Genomic DNA, 19,606 nt, shown 5'->3' with positions numbered 1-19,606 from the left:
GATGTTAGGCGGGGGCCCTTCTTCTACAGAATGCGATAAGAGGGGGCCCTTCCTTACACCTCTCCTTACACCTCGTCGGCGATGGTGGTGAGGTGGGCCGCGGCGATCTCCAGGGCGGTGGTGTAGTGCCGGAGCCAGGAGCGGAGCCCGTCCTCGGTGCCGGTGGCGAAGGCGCCGGCCGCGCCGACGTACTCCGGTTCGCGTTCCAGGTGGCCGAGGTCGACGGCGACCAGGCCGCGCGGGTCGAAGCCGGTGGAGACCAGGGTGAGCCGGGCGGCGGCCCGGGCGACCACCCCCGAGGGGCCGGCGAAGGGTCGCAACACGAGTAGTTCTCCGTGCACGACGGCGGCCAGCACCGCCGGTGACACCGATGTCCCGCCGGCGACCAGTCCGGCCAGCCCGTCGAGCCGGGCGCCGAGCGCGGACGGTACCGCCACCGGCTGCTCCGTCGAAGAGCTGCCGGCCGGAGCGCCTCCGGCTGCCGCGGCGCCGTTGCCGGCGGCGTACCCGGGGGTGGTGGGGCGGCCGAGTGCCGCCTCCGGGACCGTGCCCCGCGCGGCCAGGGTGTGCAGCCGGGCGAGCACCTGGCGGGGAGCCTTCGGCCACCGGTCGGCCAGTCCGGGCAGCGCCCCGGCGACCCGCAGCGCCCCCTGCAGCACCGGGTCGGTCACCGTGCCGGCCCGGACCGCCTCGCGCTCATGGGCGTACCCCTCCAGGGCGGCGCTGGCCACCGCTGACCGCAGGCTGACCTCGGCCGCGACCTGGCCGCCGTGCCGGCGCAACGCGCGGTGCCGCAGTGCCTGGTCGACACGGTCGCGGGCCCGGTCGACGGCGGGCGCGACGTCGGCGAGGTCGAGTAGTGGGGCGAGCGGATCGGTGGCCACCCTGTCACGGTAGTTGCCGGCCGGTCGGGGCACCGCCGACCGGGCCACCGGCCCGGGAACACCCAGGCGGGACCGGAAACCGGAGGTGCCGGGCTGCGGGTTGACCGGCGAGCGCCGGTACGGGGCCATTCGGCGCGTCCCGTCCCGCGAGCGGTACGGATCTCTCGCCCCGGCTACCTGCCCCGATTAACCTCCTAGCGAACGACCTTAACGCGACGTCTGAGGAGCCATCCACCATGAGCGAGACTCTGGCAAACCTGTTGCAGGAGACCCGGCAGTTCCCGCCGCCGGCCGATCTCGCCGCCGCCGCCAACGTCACCTCGGAGGCGTACGACGCCGCCGCCGAGGACCGGTTGGCGTTCTGGGCGCGCCAGGCCGGCCGGCTGGACTGGTCGAAGGAGTGGGACCAGATCCTCGACTGGTCGAACCCGCCGTTCGCCAAGTGGTTCGTCGGCGGCCGGCTCAACGTCGCCCACAACTGCCTGGACCGGCACGTCGCCGCCGGGCACGGCGACCGGGTCGCGATCCACTGGGAGGGCGAGCCCGGCGACACCCGCACCATCACCTACGCCGAGTTGCTGGCCATGACCAGCCAGGCGGCGAACGCGCTGACCGCGCTCGGGGTCACCGCCGGTGACCGGGTGGCGATCTACCTGCCGATGATCCCGGAGGCGGCGGTCGCGATGCTCGCCTGTGCCCGGATCGGCGCCACCCACAGCGTGGTCTTCGGCGGCTTCTCCGCCGACTCGCTGAGCAACCGGATCCAGGATGCCAGCGCCAAGCTGGTGATCACCGCCGACGGCGGCTACCGGCGGGGCAAGCCGTCGGCGCTGAAGCCGACCGTCGACGAGGCGGTCGCGAAGTGCCCGTCGGTCGAGCACGTGCTGGTGGTGCGGCGGACCGGGCAGGACGTGGCCTGGAACGGCGACAAGGACGTGTGGTGGCACGAGACGGTGGAGACGGCCCCGACCGAGCACACCGCCGAGGCGTTCGACGCCGAGCATCCGCTCTTCATCCTCTACACCAGCGGCACGACGGCGAAGCCGAAGGGCATCCTGCACACCTCGGGCGGCTACCTGACCCAGGCCGCCTACACCCACCATGCGGTCTTCGACCTCAAGCCGGACACCGATGTCTACTGGTGCACCGCCGACATCGGCTGGGTGACCGGGCACTCCTACATCGTGTACGGCCCGCTGGCCAACGGCGCCACCCAGGTCATGTACGAGGGCACCCCGGACACCCCGCACCGGGGACGGTTCTGGGACCTGGTGCAGAAGTACAGGGTGACGATCCTCTACACCGCGCCGACCCTGATCCGCACCATGATGAAGTGGGGCGACGACATCCCGAAGGGCTACGACCTCTCCTCGCTGCGCCTGCTCGGCAGCGTCGGCGAGCCGATCAACCCGGAGGCGTGGATCTGGTACCGGCAGAACATCGGCGGGGGCGAGTGCCCGGTCGTCGACACCTGGTGGCAGACGGAGACCGGGGCCATCATGATCTCCCCGCTGCCCGGGGTGACCGCGACCAAGCCGGGCAGCGCGATGCGGCCGCTTCCGGGGATCAGCGCCGACGTGGTGGACGACCAGGCGCGGTCGGTGCCGGACGGCGGGGGCGGCTTCCTGGTGCTGCGCGAGCCGTGGCCGTCGATGCTGCGCACCATCTGGGGTGACGACCAGCGCTTCGTCGACACCTACTGGTCCCGTTTCGAGGGGCTCTACTTCGCCGGCGACGGTGCGAAGAAGGACGACGACGGCGACCTGTGGCTGCTCGGCCGGGTCGACGACGTGATGCTGGTCTCCGGGCACAACATCTCCACCACGGAGGTGGAGTCGGCGCTGGTCTCGCACCCGTCGGTCGCCGAGGCGGCGGTGGTCGGCGCCACCGACCCGACCACCGGGCAGGGGATCGTCGCCTTCACCATCCCGCGCGGCTCGGTCGACACCGAGGGCGACGCCGGTGAGGCACTCATCGCCGAGCTGCGGGAGCACGTCTCGAAGACCCTCGGCCCGATCGCGAAGCCCCGGCAGATCATGCTGGTGCCGGAGCTGCCGAAGACCCGCTCCGGCAAGATCATGCGCCGGCTGCTCCGCGACGTGGCCGAGAACCGTTCCCTGGGTGACGTCACCACGTTGCAGGACTCCTCGGTGATGGATCTGATCTCCACCGGAATGCGTTCCGGCAGGTCCGACGAGGACTGACGGCCGGCAGCCGACCGGAAGAACACCGATCAGCTCTGCTCCGGCGATGGGCGGGCCCGCCACGGGTCCGCCCATCGCCGTCTGGGTTGCCGGCAGGCGGACGTGGAACCACCTACCGGGGTTCCGGCTGTAGCCGAATCGTGACATTCGAATGTCCGGAAATGGGCCACCCTTAGAAGGCTTTCGCCCTGATTAGACGTAGATCTGACCACCCGGATCAGCCGCTCTCAACCCGTGACAGGGTTCCATCGATCTGCAAGGGTGATGGTCGCGTCTGATGACAGTGCCCGCCAAGAGCCGGCCTGTCTTGTAACACTTCCACAAAGGAGGAGGACCTTTGAGGAGACGAGTCACGGCGGGCCTGGCGGGTGCCACGGCCGCGCTGTTGGCCGCCAGCGCGATCTCCGCGCCGGCGTACGCCGCTCCGTCGGCGCCAGCCCCGGTGGATCGGGAGCCCAAGGGGGCGGCCCACCGGGCCGACAACCTGCCCGACCCGCTCGCCGAGCAGCACCAGCAGGTCCGCCAGGAGGCGATCGCCGCGCTGCTGTCCGGCAAGGCCAAGCTGCAAACCCGAAACGGGTCGAAGGTCATCCAGATCAAGGCCGACCGGTTCGTCGAGTACCAGCAGCCTCCGAAGACCGACCCGATCTTCACGATCCTGGTGGAATTCGGAAACCAGAAGGACCCGCGCACCGGCGGCACCGACGGTCCGCTGCACAACGAGATCCCGGCGCGTGACCGGGTCTACGACGGCAGCGCGACCGACGACAACAGCACCATCTGGAAGCCCGACTTCAACCGCCAGTCGTACGTCGACCTGATGTACGCCAAGGGCAAGGAGTCGATGGCCGACTTCTACCTGAAGCAGTCGGGTGGCCGCTACACGGTCGGCGGCGACGTCAGCGACTGGGTCAAGGTGCCGTTCAACGAGGCCCGGTACGGCAGCAACAACATCCCGGAGTCCGACGGCTACTGGAACTTCGTCAAGGACACCGCGACCTCCTGGTACGACTCGCAGGTCGCTGCCGGCAAGACCACCGAGCAGATCAAGTCGTACCTCGCCCAGTTCGACGTCTGGGACCGGTACGACTACGACGGCGACGGCGACTTCAACGAGCCGGACGGCTACGTCGACCATTTCCAGGCGGTGCACGCCGGTGAGGGCGAGGAGGCCGGCGGGGGTGCCCAGGGCGCGGACGCGATCTGGTCGCACCGCTGGGCAGCCTTCCCGAACCTGCAGGGCAGCGCGGGGCCGGACAACAACAAGGCCGGCGGCGTGCAGATCGGCGACACCGGCCTCTGGATCCGTGACTACACCACGGAGCCGGAGAACGGCGGCCTGGGCGTCTTCGCCCACGAGTACGGCCACGACCTCGGCCTGCCGGACCTGTACGACACCCAGGGCGGCGACAACGGGGTCGGGTTCTGGAGCCTGATGGCCTCCGGTTCCTGGCTGAACCACGGCAAGCAGGACATCGGCTCCACCCCGGGTTACATGGACCCGTGGTCGAAGCTCTTCCTGGGCTGGCTGAACTACTCCACCGTGGAGTGGGACAGCGGCACCACCTTCGCCACCCTCGGGGCGGCCGGCAAGACCGACGGTCTCGCCCAGGCGATCGTGGTGAACCTGCCCGACCAGGAGGTCAGCACCGAGTACAACACCCCGTTCTCGGGCGAGTACGAGTGGTGGTCCGGCACCGGTGACGACCTCAACAACACCCTCACCCGAACCCTCGACCTCACCGGGGCCAGCACCGCGGCCATCACGGCGAAGGCCCAGTACGAGATCGAGGAGGACTACGACTACCTCTACGCGGAGGTGTCGACGAACAACGGCTCGACCTGGACGCCGCTGACCAACGAGCTGATCGAGGCCGGCGAGACCGGCATCGACGGTTCGACCGGCGGCGAGTGGATCGACCTGACCTACGACCTGTCCGCGTACGCCGGGCAGACCGTGCAGTTCCGTTACCGTTTCCAGAGCGACGGCGGGGTCTTCTTCGACGGCGCGTTCCTGGACAACGTCTCGCTGGTCGTCAACGGGGCGGCGGTCTGGACCGACGGTGCCGAGACGGTCGACCCGGCGTGGACCGCGCGCGGGTTCAGCCGGTTCACCGGTAGCACCGTCGAGGTGGTTCCGCACTACTACATCGCGGAATACCGGACCTACTACGGCTACGACAAGGTCCTGAAGACCGGTCCGTACAACTTCGGCTGGCAGAACAGCAAGCCGGACTTCGTGGAGCGGTTCTCCAACCACCAGGGCCTGTTGGTCTGGTACGTGAACCACGCCTACAACGACAACAACACGATCACCCACCCGGGCTTCGGGCTGAACCTGCCGGTCGACGTCCGGCCGGGTCCGATCACGGTGCCGGGGGTCGGCAACATCACCAACCGGCGGAGCACCTACGACGCCACCTTCAGCCGGTTCACCAAGCCCGCCCAGACGTTCCACCTCAACGGCGTGGCCACCACGGTGCCGAAGCTGAACCCGGTGACGGTCTTCAACGACTCGGACCCGAACCGGTACTGGTCGGCACAGAACCCGATGAACTCGGTCAAGGTCGCCGGCACCGGCACCAAGATCGAGCTGCTGCTGGAGAACCGCCTGATCTCCGATCTGGCGATCATCAAGATCAGCAACTGATCACCGGGTAGTCCCGCGTACCACGGTCGGGGCCGGAGGCGCACGTCGCCTCCGGCCCCGCTCCGTTTCCGGCCGGATGCGAGGGAGGCGTCAGGCTCCCCGCCGGCCGGTCAGGTCCAGCCAGCCGTACCGGTGCTCGCAGGGCGGACCGGCGGCGATGCCCAGCCGCCGGTCGTCGAGATCGATCAGCACCGAGTAGACCGTCTCGGAATGCTCGGCCAGCGGCATCCGCTCGTCGACGTGCCGGCAGATGCTCTGCGGAAAGCTGGCGTGGTCACGGAAGAGCGCCGCGAGGTCGCCCTCGCCGACTGTGCCGACCGCCGCCTTCGGCGCCAGCAGTCGCCGCGCCCGCGCGGACCGGAACAGCGACGCCCCGCCCCAGTCCTTGATGGTGTCGTAGACCGGCAGCGCCGTCTCCAGGTGGTTGGCGTGGGTGAGATATCCGTCCACCGGGTGCAGCCAGCCGATGTCACCGGGCACCAGCTCCAGGTCGATCAGCTCGCCGCCCGCCTCCGCCGCCTGGCCGAGCAGCATGTTGATCGAGCTGTTCCGGCTGCCCCGGCAGACAACCTTCAGCGCCTCGCCCAGGTTCTCCGCCTCCAGCGCCGCCCGGAGCAGCACGTGGTACGGCACACCCGGCTCGACGCCGGAAGCGGGCAGCCCGTCCCGGTCGCAGCCGAGCATGTTCACGCAGACGCCGAGCCCCGCCGAGTTCAGCCCCGTCTTGGCGACCATGCCCGCCTCGGTCAGGGTCAGCACGGTCAGCCCGCGTTCGTCCCTGGTGGCGAGCAGCAGCATCACCTCACGCTGGTCGGGACGCCAGTCCCAGTTCTGTCCCAGCAGCAGGTGCCCGTTGCCGGTGTGGGTGCCGAGCACGCCGACCGCCGTACAGCCGCCGACACCGGCGTCCGGCGACACGGCCGGCGACACAGCCGACCCGGCGGTCCTGCCGCGCGCTTCGGTCCCGCCGCGCGCATCAGTCCCGATGTCCGACGGCCGGCCGTAGATCAGCTCGGTGCGGGCGTTCAATGCGTAGATCAGCTCGGGCCGCAGCTCCGCCCCCTCGGCGACCCCGTCCAGCAGCTCCGCGACCCGGGGATGATGCCGCCGGGTCGCCTCCTGGAAGCCACGCCCGGCGCCGGCCACCGCCGCCTCGTCGAGCCCCGCCTCGTCCCGGAACCGGTGCAGGTAGAAGCCCAGGTTGACGTGGATCATGTCACGGGCACCGGCACCGTAGCCGGTGCCGCACTCGGCCGGCGTGCCCTGCACCCGGATCAACGGCACGGGCAGGTCGGAGTGGTCGAGCCGACGGGCGGAAGTCATGGCAGCACGCTAACCGCACCGTCCGGTCGGCGTCACCGGCGTTCCTTCCTGATCCTCTGGTCAAGGTTGCCCGCTCGGACGCGCCGGGAACGGCGTCACCGGCGGGGACGAACTCGGTGAAATCCCGGATGATCCCCTGATCCGTCGGTCGCGCCGGTTCCGTCCGCCGCCGATGGCCCTAGGCTGTCCCTCATGAGGAAGCGCATCGGCCAGGTCAGCGAGGAGCGGCCGAACGAGCTCACCGGCCGACCTGGTCGTCGGGCCCGTGGCACCGGCGGGTGGCACGGGGAGTCGAGATGAGCGAGCGCGACGGCGGCCGGAGACCCGTCGTCGACGAGTCCTGCGTACTGGTGGACGGGCCGTGGACGCACCGCTTCGTCGGTGCCAACGGCAGCCGGTTCCACGTCGTCGAGGCGGGCAGCGGCCCGCTCGTCCTGTTCCTGCACGGCTTTCCGGAGTTCTGGTGGGCCTGGCACGAGATGCTGCCGGCGGTCGCCGACGCCGGCTACCGGGCGGTCGCGGTCGACCTGCGCGGTTACGGCGCGAGCGACAAGCCACCCCGGGGGTACGACGGCTACACCCTCGCCGCGGACGTGGCCGGACTGATCCGGGCTCTCGGCGAGCGCTCGGCGGTGCTGGTCGGCTCGGGAGCCGGCGGCATGATCGGCTGGACCGCCGCCTCCTTCCATCCGAGCCTGGTCCGCCGCCTGGTGGTGCTCGCCGCACCACATCCGCTGCGGCTGCGCGCCGGCATCTTCGCCGATCCGCGCGGCCAGTTCGCGGCGGCCACCCCGACCCTGAAGTTCCAGATCCCCCGGTACGAACACGTGCTGACCCGCGACGACGCCGCGCTGGTCGGCTACTTCCTCCAGCGCTGGGGCGGACCCGACTGGGTCGGCAGCGCCGGCTTCGCCGACTACGCGGCCCGCTGCCGGCAGGCGATACGGATCCCGCAGGCCGCCTTCTGCGCGATGGAGGGCTACCGGTGGGCGTTCCGCTCGGTGCTGAGGCTGCACGGCTACCGGTTCGTCAAGCTGATGCAGAGGCCGCTGGTCACGCCGACCCTACAACTGCACGGCGCGCTGGACAGGGCGTCGCTGCCGCGTACGGCACAGGGGTCGAGCCGCTACGTGGTTGCCCCGTACGAGTGGCGGCTGCTCGACGGTGTCGGCCACTTCCCGCACGTCGAGGCGACCGACCTGGTGTTGGGCGAGGTGCTGCGCTGGGCCAAGTCGTGACCGCCTCCGCCCGCCCGGGCCGCCCGCCGGGTCCGTCGCTCAGGCGCGGTTCTCGCGGAGGTCGGTGACCTCGGCCGTCGGCGCCCACCCCTGGTAGACGCCGAAGTCGAACGCCTCCAGCCCCATCGCCTCGGCGACCGGCCAGCGCCCGCCGGTGTATTCGAGCCGAAGCCAGTTGTCGTGCTGGGCGAGCACGATGAAGGGCTGGCCCTGCCACGAGCACCTCGTGCGTACGTAGACGAGCTCGGCGACCTCGGCGGCGGCCACCACCCGGACGTACCGCCCGGGCCGGACCTCCTCGAAGCCCTCACCCGGCTCCGTCTGGTAGAGCCGTACCTCGTCACCGGCCGGGCTGGCGTCGTATTCCCGGCCGCGCCACTGGGCGACGTAACCGTCGCGCATCAGTCCTCCCCGGCCCGGCGCCAGACCGGCACGTCACAGTCGAGCGTCGCCACGAGCCGCTCCATGCCGTCGGCCCCGATCCGGTGCAGTTGCGCGCCGTGCGGCAGCCGAACACTGTCCACCTTGAACTCGGCCACCACGTCGCTGCTCTCGCCCGGCGCGAAGCCGTTGCCCCGGAAGGGTGGCCGCTCGATCACCCAGCCCTCCATCGCCCGCATGGCGGCCTCGGTCTGCCCGCCGTAGGGGATGCGATAGAGGCTGGGTCGGTAGGCCGGCCAGCGAAGGACGTAGATCTCCTCGGCGTCGCGTTCGAACGGCGAGCCCGGGTGGTTGAGGCCGAGCGCGGCGTAGAGCTTGGCCGGCGTACGCAGGTGGGCGACCTCGGAGGCCCGGTGTACGAAGCCCGACACCCGGTCGTAGCCCCGGTCGAGGTAGTAGGGGAGCTGGCTCGGGGCGACGCTCTTCTGCATCATCGTCGGCTGCCCCGGGTCCTCCCGGGCCGGCGCGTACGTCGACCGCGGCGCCTCCTCCTCGGCCGGAGCCTGCGGCACCGGCTCGCCGCTGTCGTCCCCGAGGCCCACCTCGGCGGCCCAGTTCGCCAGCGCGACGATCTGCCCGCCCGGCAGTTTCGCGCCGACCGGCGTGCCCGGGTTGACCGCGAACGACCAGGTGTCGTCGGGCCACCGCCGGATCAGCCGGGCGAACTTGACCTCGACCGTGTCGACGGTCTCCGGCAGGTGGTCGCCGAGCCGCTCCGGCGAGGTGAACACGACGACGTACCGCTCTCCGTCCAGCAACTCGGTACGCCACTCGAAGCCGTCGTCGCCGGGCCGGGCACCCCGGGCCGAGTTGTACGCCACCGGCAGCAGCACCGTGGCGAGCAGCAGCGTGGAGAGGAACGTGTCGGTACTGCCGTCACCGGCTGCGTCGAGCAGACTCCGCTCGACCTCGTTGGCGGGCACGAAGTCCGCCGGCAGCCGCTGGCCGGCCACCGGCCCGGCACCGCCCTCCGGGGTGGTGGCAACCGGCCCGGGCACGTCCCGACCGCTGCTCTCCGGCTGACCGCCGCCCTCTGGTTGACCTCTGCCCTCCGGCCGATGGTTGTCGGGGCCGGCCGGCGCCCGCTCGGCCGGCACCGCCGCCGGCCGTGTATCGGACTGCTCGGTGACCGAAAGGCCGGCAGCGAACGGCTCGGGTGCAGACGCGCCGGCGGAGAAGCGCTCGGTGACCGAAAGGCCGGCAGTGAACGGCTCGGTTACGCGGGCGGCGAGCCTCTCCGTGGGCATCGAGCCCATCTCGAAGGACTCGGCAGCCATCGACCGGCCGGAGATCGCCTGGGCGACGGCGGAGCCGCTGAAGGTCCGCCCGGCGGAGCCGGATGACGATTCACCGCCATCGGGCCGCGATTCGCCCGGGTCGGACGACGACTCGCCGGGCTCGGACCACGACCCGCCGGCTGAGCGGCGAGGGGCCGGCGTGAACAGCGAAGGCGCGGCGGGCGCGGCGCCTGGTGCCCACGCCTCCGGCGCCGGCATCTCCGGCGGTGGCGGCTCGGGGGACCCTGGTCCGGCGGGCCGCTCTTCGGGGAGGCGGATGCCGGCCGGCGGGGTGGCCTCGTCAGGCTGCCGGCCGGCGGAGCCGTACCAGGCCGGTGGCGGCCCGCCCGGATCGCCGTCCGACGGTGTAGAGGTGGCGGCAGTACCCGCCGCAACCGGTGAGCTGCCGTTCGCCGCGTTCGCCGTGGCTGTCCGGGGCGGCCCAGCCGGGGTCATCCAGCCCGCCGAGGTGTCGTCCGAGATCTGGCTGCCGAAGTCACCGCCCAGCCCACTGCCGGCCGGCGTCGGCGCGATCACCGGCACCGTGGCCGGGTTACCGCCCGACGGGGCCGGCCTCGGCTCGCCCGGGGGAGGGAACGGGTCCGGATCGGCACCCGACGGCGAGACCGCCGGCTCCACATCCTCGACGTGCCTTACGATCCGGAACGGATCATCAAGATCCTCTGCCGCCCGGAACGGCGTCGGCCCTGGCTCCGTCGACCGGAACGGCGTCGACTCTGCATCCGTCGACCGGAATGGCGTCGACTCCCGCGACGCGCCGGGCGATCGCAGCGGCAACCCCGACGACTCCGCTTCCACCGGCCGGAACGGCCCGGCGGGCTCCGGCTCCGGACGGAACGGCCCGTTCGCCCCGCGCTCCGACCGGAAGAGCGCGGTTGGTTCCGGCTCGGGCCGGAACGGCGCTGTCCCCTCCGGCTCCGGGCGGAAGAGCGCGGTTGGTTCCGGCTCCGGCCGGAACGACGCCGTCACCTCCGGCTCCGGGAGAGGCGGATCGACCGGCTGCCGGCGGGGCACCGCGGCCGTGGCGCGGGCCCGGGCGGCCTGTTCGACCTGCTCCAACCGCGCCCGGGCGCCCATGCTGCGGCCGGGCAGCCGCACGTCGCCCCGGGAGAGTTGCGAGACGAACCAGGCGGGCAGATATCCCTCGATCGGCAGCCCCGGATTCACGGCGAGCCACCACTCCGGGTTCGGCCACCCGGCGGCCAGGTCGGGATAAGATGCCCGCCGGGTTGAACCGGCGTTCTCGGCGAGACACACGCGCAGCGCGGCGGTGGACGTGAATGCGAGTACGTGGGTCCGGCCCCCGGTGCTCCAGGTGCCCCAGCCCATCGGTGCACGGCCGGCGAGTGCCTCGGCGGAGACCGGTAGCAGTAGATCCGCACGGGCGAGAATGCGGAAATAAAGTTCCTGGTCACCACCGCGCAGTGCGTCCCGCATCGCGGCCTCGGTCTCAGTGGCCGGCTCCCATTCGGTCACGGCCACCTCCTCTTCGCCGAACGGGCCACAAGCATCGCGTACAACCTACAAGGTGGGGACCGGATCACAATGGTTGGCTGGCGGTGGATGCCGCCGCCAGCGATCCACCGATAGCATCCGGTGGGCGGGTTGCGAACCGGCGACGATACCGAGGACGATCCGGCCCGATGCGGACCGAACCGATTTCGGAGGCGCCCGATGCCTGGCCGGGGAATACGACTCACGCTGGTGGCCGCCCTCGCCGCACTGCTGGCCCCACCGGTGGGCGCCGGCCCCGCCCCCGCCGCGCCGCTGGCGCCGCCCATCGCCCAGCATGTGGCGCCGCCCATCGCCCAGCGCGCCCTGCCCGGTTGCGACGACGACACCCCGCCCGCCCAGCCCATCACCACCCCGCCATGGGCACAACAGCGCTACGCTCCGGAGCGGCTGACACCGCTGGCGACCGGCGCCGGCGTGACCGTCGCGGTGATCGACTCCGGCGTCGACGACACGCACCCGCAGTTGAAGGGGCGGGTCCTGCGCGGGCGGGACTTCCTGGAGCCGGGCCTGGACGGCACCCGGGACTGTGCCCGGCACGGCACCGGCGTCGCCAGCATCATCGCGGCGACACCCCGCGACGGTGTCGCCTTCCGCGGCGTCGCGCCGGGCGTCAAGATCCTGCCGGTACGGCTGACCGAGCAAAAAGTAATCGAAGGCAAGACATCGGGCGATCCCGCCGATGTCGGAACATTCGCCCAGTCGATCCGGTGGGCGGTGGACAACGGAGCAGAGGTGATCAACCTGTCCGTGGTCCTCTACGACGACGACCCGACGATCGAGCGGGCGGTGGAGTACGCGCTGGAGAAGGATGTCGTGATCGTCGCCGCCGCCGGTAACCAGTACGCGGAGGGGAACCGGACGCCGTACCCGGCTTCCTACGACGGCGTGATCGGGGTCGGCTCGGTCGGCGAGGACGGCGTCGTCTCCCCCTTCTCCCAGCGCGGCGGGTACGTCGACCTCGTCGCGCCGGGCGGCAAGGTGACGGTTGCGGTGCCGGAGCGCGGCCACGTGGTGGAGAACGGCACCAGCTTCGCCACCCCCTTCGTGACGGCCACCGTGGCGCTGATCCGGCAGTACTGGCCGGAACTGAACGCGCGGCAGGTGGCGCAGCGCCTGGTCGCGAGCGCCGATCCGGTCCCGGGGTCGAGCCGGGACGCCTACGGGGCCGGGATGCTCAACCCCTACCGGGCGGTCACCGACACGGCGGCACCGGGCCGGCGCCAGGAGGCCGGCGGCCTGCCGGCGCACGAGGTCGACCCGGTGGAGGTGGCACGGGCCGAACGGCGTGCGGCGGCCCAGGAGCGGGCGCTGTGGGTGGCCGGGCTGGCCGGCACCGTGGCGCTGCTGGCGCTGCTGCTCGCCGTGGTGATGCCCCGGGGCATGCGCCGGGGATGGCGTCCCGCCGGCCCGCCGCCGTAGTCGTTCCACGGCACCGTGGTCGGCCCGCAGCGCCGAGCAGCCCGACGTCAGCCTCTTCGACGCGCCGATCGCGGGCACCGTAGCAGACGCCCCGGGTGCGGCGCGGTGTGCGCGGCAGCCCGGGGCGGTCTGGCCGGTCGGTGCGGTCCTACTGGAACATGCCGGTGTTCTTCTTCTCGGTGCTGAGATAGTCGGCGGCGGACTCGTCCAGCGCCATCTTGATGTCACGCAGCATGTTGGACAGGTCGTGCGCACCCTGACGCCACCTGGCCTGGCGGACGGCGTACGCCTCCTTGGCCTCGCCCTCCCAGCTGTTGACGAGCGGCGCGGCGTCGGACTCCAGCTGGTCGAGCTGTGAGCCGAGCGTGTTCAACGCCTTCTGGATGTCCGCGCTGGCCTGCTGCAACGCGGCAAAATTGACGACAAGAAGGCCGTCACTCATCGGATCTTCCCCTCCCCGGTCACGTCAGAGCGGCAGCGTGATGCCGCCGGCGTTGGTGGCGTTCATCCGGCTCGACGCCTCGGTGTCGGAGGCGTCGTACTGCTGGCCGGAGCTGCGGACCGCAGTGGCGGTCTCGCGCAGGGCCCGGTGAATCTGCTCCTGGTTCTGCGCCCACTGCTGCTTGACCTGCTCGAACGAGCGGCCACCCGCGCCGCGCCACGCGGTCTGCAACACCTCGAGCTCACCCAACAGGCTGCTCAGCATGCTCTGCAGCGACTGGTCGACGTGCTCGAACTTCGTGGCGGTCTGTTCCATCACCGCGGCTTCTGCCTGCGTCTGGGACACCCCCGAAGTCACCCCGCTCCCTTAACTCGTCGTCACCCCGGGACGCCCACTGTGGACTCCGGGCTCGTCGCCGCTCCCCGAGTGGGTCGCGGCAGAATTCGGCGATTAACGTCCGTAGCCGACGGTAGCGGGCCGGAGCGATTCTTGGGTACCCCTTCCGGCCACCCTGTGGACGAACCCGGGCCCCGACGGCTCGGGCGCCAGCTACCGACGGTCACCGATGGCTTCTCTCCACCCAGGACGTCGAACCGATCGGCCGGCTATTCGACGGCGGCCCGGTCCCGGGCCTTCGCGGGATCCAGCGCCGGCCCGCTGGGAATCAGCGTCACCAGGCTGGTCGGCATCCGCACCCGTGCGGTGGCGCCGTAGCCGAGGTTGCCCAGCACCTCACCGCTGGTCACCGCATGCCGCCGGCCCTGGTCCGTGACGACCGAGATGGCACCGCCGGTGGCACCGGGCGCGGCGGCGGACTCCACCACCACACCCCGGCCGGGTTCGAGTACCACCTGGTCGGCGAGGGTTCCACCCGCGGCCGACCGCGCCGAGGTGGCGGGCGGGTCGGCGATGCCGGAGAGGTCGGCGCCGAGCCGGATGCCCTGCACGCCACGGTCGTCCGGCACGTCGCCGCAGACCACGCCCCCCTCCGCCGTCGCCATCTCGGGCGTGGTCGCCGGTGCGGCCGCGTCGTTACCGGGCACCAGGTCCCCCTTTTTCGGCATCGCGCCGTACTCGCCCTGGGAGAGCGGGGTGGCGTCCTTCTGGCCGCCGCCGTAGGTGGTGATCAGAATGTTGGCCTGCAACTCGGTGATGTTGTAGAGGCCGTCGCGCTTGGCCACCGCGTACTGTCCGCCGCCACCCTGCCGCTCGACCAGGAAGACCTCACCGATCTCCGCGCCCTCCACCGCGTCGGAGGGTTCGCCCGCCCCGGGAATACGGATCCTGTCCAGGTCCGCCCCGGCGGGCAGCGCGTTCAGCAGCGCCGGCGCCACCGGCACCTTCCGCTGGCTGCCCCAGGTGAGGGCGTCGATCACCAGGTCGGGATCCCGGATCAGGTGCCGGCGGTTGTGCCAGATCAGGAAGAGCTGACCGTTGGGGTGGACGGCGAGCAGTCCCTCGTCGCCGAGCTCGTGCCCACCCGGCGCCGCCCGGCCGATCAGCAGTGTCGACTGTGGCTGCCCGTCACCGCTGCCGCCACCGGTGCGCGGCTCGGAGCAGATCGTCCAGCCACCGGAGACCAACCGGTTGCTCGGGGCCAGCGACTCGGGCAGGTCACGGATGCCGAGGGTCACCCCGCGCGGCTCGCCCTCCAGCGACTTGCGCGACACCGACACCGTCTTCGGCGCGGACTGGCCCACGATGAGCAGCGCCGAGGCGTAGTTGAGCACCGGGTGCAGCGTGTTCTCGTAGTAGACGTACTGGGCGCCGGACTCCTTCTCGACGATCACCACCGCGGGGTTCTGCCACTTCGTCGCGCCGCCGCCGACGAAGACCCCGTATACCAGTGAACCGCCGATCCCGATCAGCGCGAGCGCCACGCTGGCCAGGGTGGCGCCGGCCGCACGCCGGAACGGCGACTGCGCGGGATCGGTCTCCCGCATCACCAGCGCGCCCACCACCCGCTGGACCATGAACTGGTAGGAATGCAACTGGTCCTGTCGCGACGGCATGCGGGCCCCCTCTCCGGTCGGTCCGCCCATACGATAGGCCCCTGAGCGAATCGCGGGGGGCGGCCCACGGCCGATGCCCGTCCAGGGGAGGCTATCGCGGTGACGGTAACTGCGGCGGACAACCGGACCCGGCCCGCCGGGGGCTCGGGAAGCCGGATCGACCGGTCGGTGCCGGCCCCGCTGCCGGCAGCGTCCACTCCGACCCGGTCCGGCCTCTTCGGCGTACGGGCCGGGCAGATCGTGGCGCTCCAGGTGGCCGTGGCCCTGGTCCTCGCCGCCGCAGGCAAGGGTCCGCTGCTGCTCGCCGGAGCCGTGCTGCTCGCCGCCGCCCTGGTGCTGCTGACCTGGCTCCGGCTGCGCCGTCGCTGGCTCTTCGAGTGGATCGCCATCGGGCTGCGCTACTCCACCCGGCAACGGGCGCTGCCGCAGGCCGCACCGCCGGAGGCCCTGCTGGACCTGGTCAACTCCGGCGCCACCGTGGTTCCGGTCGACCTGGCCGGCGACGCCGCCTGCATGGTCAGCGACGCCTACGGCCTCACCGCCGTGCTCGAGCTCGGCGACCAGGTCGGCCTGCTCGCCGACGCCCCGCAGTCGCTGCTCTCCCCGGCCGGCCTGCTGCCGGCGGCGAGCGCCGAGACCCCGCCGATGCGGGTGCAACTGGTGCTCACCGGCGCACCGGCGCCGACGCTCGCCGCGGGCGGCGGCACCCCGGCGACGTCGTACCGGCAGCTCACCGACGGGCGGCTCCTCGGGCACGAGCGCGCCCTGCTCGCCGTCCGGGTGCTGCGCGCCGACGGCTGGTCCGACGAGGATCTGCGCCGGGCGCTCTCCAGCGCGGTACGCAAGGTGCGCCGCCGGCTCGCCCCGGTGCCGACGCGGGTGCTCGGGGAACGCGCCGCACTCGGCGTACTCGCCGAGACGGCGCACCACGACGGCGTGCAACCGGCCCGGGAGAACTGGCAGGGAGTCGGCCTGGGCGGCCTGGTGCAGACCACCTTCCGACTGCGCCGCTGGCCGGACCTGCGCACCGAGGCCGGGCGCCGGCTCGTGCCCCGGCTGCTGGCGCTGCCGGCGACCGCGACCACGGTGTCGGTGAGTGCCGGTCCGTGGGTCGGCGGCGGCACCGACCACGTCCGGGTCGACGTGACGGTACGACTCGCCGCCGGCAGCCCGCAGGCGCTCGGCACCGCCGTCCAGGCGCTGCGCCGGCTGCTCTCCGCCGAGCACGCCGTCGCCCGGCGGCTCGACGGTGAACAGCTCGACGGTGTCGCCGCGACCCTGCCGCTCGGGGTGCTGGGCTCCGGCCCGACCGCACCGGCACCGGCCAGCACCCTGCCGTCCTCCTCCGTGGACGCTCTCGACCTGCCGATCGGCATGGCCGGGCTGATGCTCGGCGCCAACCGGCACGGCGCCGCGGTGGTCGCCCGACTGTTCCGCGCCGAGACCACCCGGGTGGTGCTGATCGGTGGCGTACGCGCCGCGCAGCTCGTCGCGCTCCGGGCGATGGCGCTCGGAGCCCGGATCGTGGTGCAGACGGCCCGGCCACGCGTCTGGGAGCCGTTCGTCCGCGGCGCCAGCGGGCCGGGCTCGCCGATCGCGCTGATCCCGCCGGGCCGGCCGGTCGGTGGCCCCGCCGGCACCCAGCTGCAGCCACTGCTGGTGGTGGTGGACGTCGGCCCGGTGGCGGGTGACTCGCAGCCGGGACCGGGCTGGCAGACCAGCCTGGTCGTCCGCGACGAGCTGGCACCGGTCGACGTCGACGCCGTCTCCCGGGCCGACCTCGTGGTGTTGCAGCCGCTCCGCCCGCACGAGGCGCAGCTCGCCGGCCTGGCGCTCGGGCTCGGCGACTCGGCGGACTGGCTGACCCGGATCCGGGCCGACATGGTCGGGGTGATCAACCGGCGGGTGCTGCGCTGGGCCCTGCTCTCGGCCACCCCGATCGAGTCCCAGCTCATCGGCTCGCCGGCCCGGTAGCGGCAACGGATTTCCGGCAAGAGCCCCCTTGGGCAGTCTTCCGCCGCGTGGCAGGATCCCCGGATGGATTTCCTGAAAGGCTTCCTCGTCCGGCTCGGCAGCACGGCCTTCGCCTTCTGGCTCGCAACGGTGCTGATTCCCGGGATCAGCCTCGACACCGGTTCGATCGGCGAAGCGGTGCTCACGCTGATCCTGGTGGCGGTCATCTTCGGACTGGTCAACGGCATACTCCAGCCGATCATCAAGACTCTCGGCTGCGGCCTCTACGTGCTCACCCTCGGCCTGATCGCGCTCGTGGTGAACGCCCTGCTCTTCCAGCTCACCGGTTTCATCGCCGGCCAGCTCGACCTGCCGTTCGAGGTGGACGGCTTCTGGCCGGCGGCGGTGCTCGGCGCCCTCCTCGTCGGCGTGGTCACCTGGCTCCTGGGCCTGATCCTCGACCGCGACTGACGCTCGCGCGAAAGGAAGGGCCCCCGCTTATCGTTTTCTGTTGTAGCGGGGGCCCTTCCTAACGCCTCGGGCGGGCGCGGGGCGACCACTGGGCGGGAATTGGCCGGGGGCGGCTGACCGGCCCGGGGATACCGTCACGGGGTGCTGAATCTGATCCGCGACGACGGATACCAACTCTCCGACGATCCCGGCCGGCTCGACGTGGACCGGGTGCACCGCTGGCTCTCCACCGACGCGTACTGGGCGCTCGGCCGTCCCCGGGAGCTACTGCTCAGGGCGATCGACGGCTCCACGGCCTACGGGGTGTACGCCCCGGACGGCGAGCAGGTGGCGTTCGCCCGGGTGGTGACCGACGGGGCGACCTTCGGCTGGCTCTGCGACGTCTACGTCCAGCCGGCTGCCCGGGGCCGAGGGCTGGCCCGTTGGCTCGTCGGTGTCGTCCGTGACCGACTGGACCGGCTCGGGGTACGCCGGATCCTCCTCACCACCTGGGACGCGCACGGCGTCTACGCCGAGGTTGGCTTCACGGCGCTGACCAACCCGGGTCAGTGGATGGAATTGATCCTGCGCGAGATACCCGATAGGACGGGTACGGATCCGGTGACACCGATCACTGGAAAGGAGGTAGCTCCGCCCTGCCCCTTACCGTAGAGCGATGACGGGGGTCGGGGCGGAAGCGGGGGCGTGATGAACCAGGTGCGGCGCGGATATCTCTACGGAATCGCCGCCTACACCCTCTGGGGGTTCTTTCCGCTCTATCTCCGGCTGCTGAGACCGGCCGGGCCGATCGAGATCCTGGCGCACCGGGTGATCTGGTCGGTGCTCTTCGTCGCGCTGCTGCTCGCGGTGCTGCGCAACTGGCGTTTCCTGGGGGAGCTGCGACGCCGTCCAGGCAAGCTCGCCGGGACGGGGATCGCCGCCGCGCTGATCGCCGTCAACTGGGGCACCTACATCTACGGCGTCAACTCGGAGCGGGTCGTCGAGACGGCGCTGGGCTACTTCATCAACCCGCTCTTCGTCGTCCTGCTCGGGGTCGCCGTGCTGCGGGAGCGGCTGCGCGTGGGCCAGTGGGTGGCGCTCGGGATCGGCGGGTTAGCGGTGGGAGTGCTGACCGTCGACTACGGGCGGCTGCCGTACATCGCGCTCACCCTGGCGGCGAGCTTCGGCGGGTACAGCCTGGTCAAGAAGCGTCTCGGACTGCCCGCCGCCGGGGGGATGTTCGTCGAGTCGGCTGCGCTCGCCCTGCCGGCGCTCGGCTATCTCGGCTGGCTCACCTGGCATGCGGAGTCGACCTTCGGCCAGGTGTCGGTGGGGCACACCGTGCTGCTGATGCTGGCCGGGGCGGCCACCGCCACCCCGCTGCTGATGTTCGCGGGTGCGGCCAACCGGCTCCCGCTGACCGCCCTGGGCATGTTGCAGTACCTCGCCCCGATCCTCCAGCTCGGCTTCGGCGTACTCGTCTTCCACGAGCCGATGCCGCCGGCCCGGCTGGCCGGCTTCGCGCTGGTCTGGCTGGCGCTGGTGGTCTTCACGGTGGACGGGATCCGCAACGTCCGGCGCTCCCGCGCTGCCGCCCTCCTCGCCGCCACCCCCGAGCCGGCGGCCGCGACCGCCGTCCGCTGAGCCCCGGACCCGGCCGGCCGGTCGGACCGGCTCACGCGGAGCCGCGCCGGCCCGGCCAGGTCGCGCGGCACCACCCTGCTCAAGCCCGGTCGCGCGGCACTGCCCCCGCTCAAGCCCGGTCGCGCGGCACTGC

At 71.9% G+C, this 19,606-nt stretch carries 15 protein-coding genes; 8 read left to right on the top strand and 7 right to left on the bottom strand.

Translation table 11 applies throughout. The features are described from left to right. Positions 1-65: 65 nt before the first annotated feature. Positions 66-884 carry an oxidoreductase gene (locus tag ACN28C_RS07740; RefSeq protein ID WP_422774571.1) on the bottom strand — a complete coding sequence of 273 codons (819 nt, stop codon included), beginning with the start codon at positions 882-884 and terminating at the stop codon, positions 66-68. Between the two features lie 236 nt (positions 885-1,120). Between ACN28C_RS07740 and acs the strand changes: the two genes are divergently transcribed. Both acs and ACN28C_RS07730 read left to right on the top strand, forming a co-directional pair. Then, on the top strand, positions 1,121-3,088 hold the full coding sequence (gene acs, locus ACN28C_RS07735) for an acetate--CoA ligase (RefSeq protein ID WP_422772859.1): 1,968 nt from the start codon (positions 1,121-1,123) through the stop codon (positions 3,086-3,088). Between the two features lie 337 nt (positions 3,089-3,425). Further along, the gene (locus ACN28C_RS07730; RefSeq protein ID WP_422772858.1) at positions 3,426-5,738 is read left to right on the top strand and encodes an immune inhibitor A domain-containing protein; all 2,313 of its coding nucleotides are present in this window, start codon (positions 3,426-3,428) and stop codon (positions 5,736-5,738) included. A 90-nt stretch (positions 5,739-5,828) separates the two neighbouring features. On the opposite strand, the gene ACN28C_RS07725 is transcribed toward ACN28C_RS07730, so the two are convergent. Continuing rightward, positions 5,829-7,061, bottom strand: coding sequence for a C45 family autoproteolytic acyltransferase/hydolase (locus ACN28C_RS07725; RefSeq protein ID WP_422772857.1), 1,233 nt, complete (start codon positions 7,059-7,061; stop codon positions 5,829-5,831). A gap of 296 nt (positions 7,062-7,357) precedes the next feature. On the opposite strand from ACN28C_RS07725, the gene ACN28C_RS07720 reads away from it, so the two are divergent. Next, on the top strand, positions 7,358-8,299 hold the full coding sequence (locus tag ACN28C_RS07720; protein ID WP_422772856.1) for an alpha/beta fold hydrolase: 942 nt from the start codon (positions 7,358-7,360) through the stop codon (positions 8,297-8,299). Between the two features lie 39 nt (positions 8,300-8,338). Here ACN28C_RS07720 and ACN28C_RS07715 read toward each other — a convergent pair whose 3' ends face one another. Both ACN28C_RS07715 and ACN28C_RS07710 read right to left on the bottom strand, forming a co-directional pair. After that, positions 8,339-8,704 (bottom strand): hypothetical protein, encoded by a 366-nt coding sequence (locus ACN28C_RS07715; RefSeq protein ID WP_422774570.1) that lies wholly within the window; start codon positions 8,702-8,704, stop codon positions 8,339-8,341. Continuing rightward, positions 8,701-11,514 (bottom strand): SseB family protein, encoded by a 2,814-nt coding sequence (locus ACN28C_RS07710; protein ID WP_422772855.1) that lies wholly within the window; start codon positions 11,512-11,514, stop codon positions 8,701-8,703. The genes ACN28C_RS07715 and ACN28C_RS07710 overlap by 4 nt, the downstream gene beginning before the upstream one ends. A gap of 198 nt (positions 11,515-11,712) precedes the next feature. Between ACN28C_RS07710 and mycP the strand changes: the two genes are divergently transcribed. After that, positions 11,713-12,972, top strand: coding sequence for a type VII secretion-associated serine protease mycosin (mycP, locus tag ACN28C_RS07705; RefSeq protein WP_422772854.1), 1,260 nt, complete (start codon positions 11,713-11,715; stop codon positions 12,970-12,972). A gap of 148 nt (positions 12,973-13,120) precedes the next feature. Here mycP and ACN28C_RS07700 read toward each other — a convergent pair whose 3' ends face one another. The 3 genes from ACN28C_RS07700 to eccB all read right to left on the bottom strand — a co-directional run bounded on the left by ACN28C_RS07700 (position 13,121) and on the right by eccB (position 15,426). Beyond that, a complete protein-coding gene (locus ACN28C_RS07700) occupies positions 13,121-13,414 on the bottom strand; it encodes a WXG100 family type VII secretion target (protein WP_421495676.1) in 294 nt (97 codons plus the stop codon). A gap of 24 nt (positions 13,415-13,438) precedes the next feature. Further along, positions 13,439-13,759, bottom strand: coding sequence for a WXG100 family type VII secretion target (locus ACN28C_RS07695; protein ID WP_421495677.1), 321 nt, complete (start codon positions 13,757-13,759; stop codon positions 13,439-13,441). A gap of 260 nt (positions 13,760-14,019) precedes the next feature. Next, a complete protein-coding gene (gene eccB, locus ACN28C_RS07690) occupies positions 14,020-15,426 on the bottom strand; it encodes a type VII secretion protein EccB (RefSeq protein ID WP_422772853.1) in 1,407 nt (468 codons plus the stop codon). A gap of 99 nt (positions 15,427-15,525) precedes the next feature. Between eccB and eccE the strand changes: the two genes are divergently transcribed. The 4 genes from eccE to rarD all read left to right on the top strand — a co-directional run bounded on the left by eccE (position 15,526) and on the right by rarD (position 19,473). Beyond that, positions 15,526-17,400, top strand: coding sequence for a type VII secretion protein EccE (gene eccE, locus ACN28C_RS07685; RefSeq protein ID WP_422772852.1), 1,875 nt, complete (start codon positions 15,526-15,528; stop codon positions 17,398-17,400). 63 nt (positions 17,401-17,463) lie between these two features. Next, a complete protein-coding gene (locus tag ACN28C_RS07680; RefSeq protein WP_421495680.1) occupies positions 17,464-17,850 on the top strand; it encodes a phage holin family protein in 387 nt (128 codons plus the stop codon). 141 nt (positions 17,851-17,991) lie between these two features. Then, positions 17,992-18,501, top strand: coding sequence for a GNAT family N-acetyltransferase (locus ACN28C_RS07675; protein WP_422772851.1), 510 nt, complete (start codon positions 17,992-17,994; stop codon positions 18,499-18,501). Positions 18,502-18,537: 36 nt separating this feature from the next. After that, positions 18,538-19,473: an EamA family transporter RarD gene (gene rarD, locus ACN28C_RS07670; protein ID WP_422774569.1), complete on the top strand. Its 936-nt coding sequence runs from the start codon at positions 18,538-18,540 to the stop codon at positions 19,471-19,473. Positions 19,474-19,606 lie beyond the last annotated feature (133 nt).

The organism is Plantactinospora sp. WMMC1484 (assembly GCF_049315195.1).
GTDB lineage: Bacteria > Actinomycetota > Actinomycetes > Mycobacteriales > Micromonosporaceae > Plantactinospora.
This window is presented reverse-complemented; position numbering and strand designations above follow the sequence as displayed.

Bases quoted from the DNA above. Each gene is read 5' to 3' on its own strand.
- eccB (WP_422772853.1), bottom strand. From the start codon at position 15,426: ATGCCGTCGCGACAGGACCAGTTGCATTCCTACCAGTTCATGGTCCAG.
- ACN28C_RS07720 (WP_422772856.1), top strand. From the start codon at position 7,358: ATGAGCGAGCGCGACGGCGGCCGGAGACCCGTCGTCGACGAGTCCTGC.
- acs (WP_422772859.1), top strand. From the start codon at position 1,121: ATGAGCGAGACTCTGGCAAACCTGTTGCAGGAGACCCGGCAGTTCCCG.
- ACN28C_RS07700 (WP_421495676.1), bottom strand. From the start codon at position 13,414: ATGAGTGACGGCCTTCTTGTCGTCAATTTTGCCGCGTTGCAGCAGGCC.
- ACN28C_RS07680 (WP_421495680.1), top strand. From the start codon at position 17,464: ATGGATTTCCTGAAAGGCTTCCTCGTCCGGCTCGGCAGCACGGCCTTC.
- ACN28C_RS07725 (WP_422772857.1), bottom strand. From the start codon at position 7,061: ATGACTTCCGCCCGTCGGCTCGACCACTCCGACCTGCCCGTGCCGTTG.
- rarD (WP_422774569.1), top strand. From the start codon at position 18,538: ATGAACCAGGTGCGGCGCGGATATCTCTACGGAATCGCCGCCTACACC.
- mycP (WP_422772854.1), top strand. From the start codon at position 11,713: ATGCCTGGCCGGGGAATACGACTCACGCTGGTGGCCGCCCTCGCCGCA.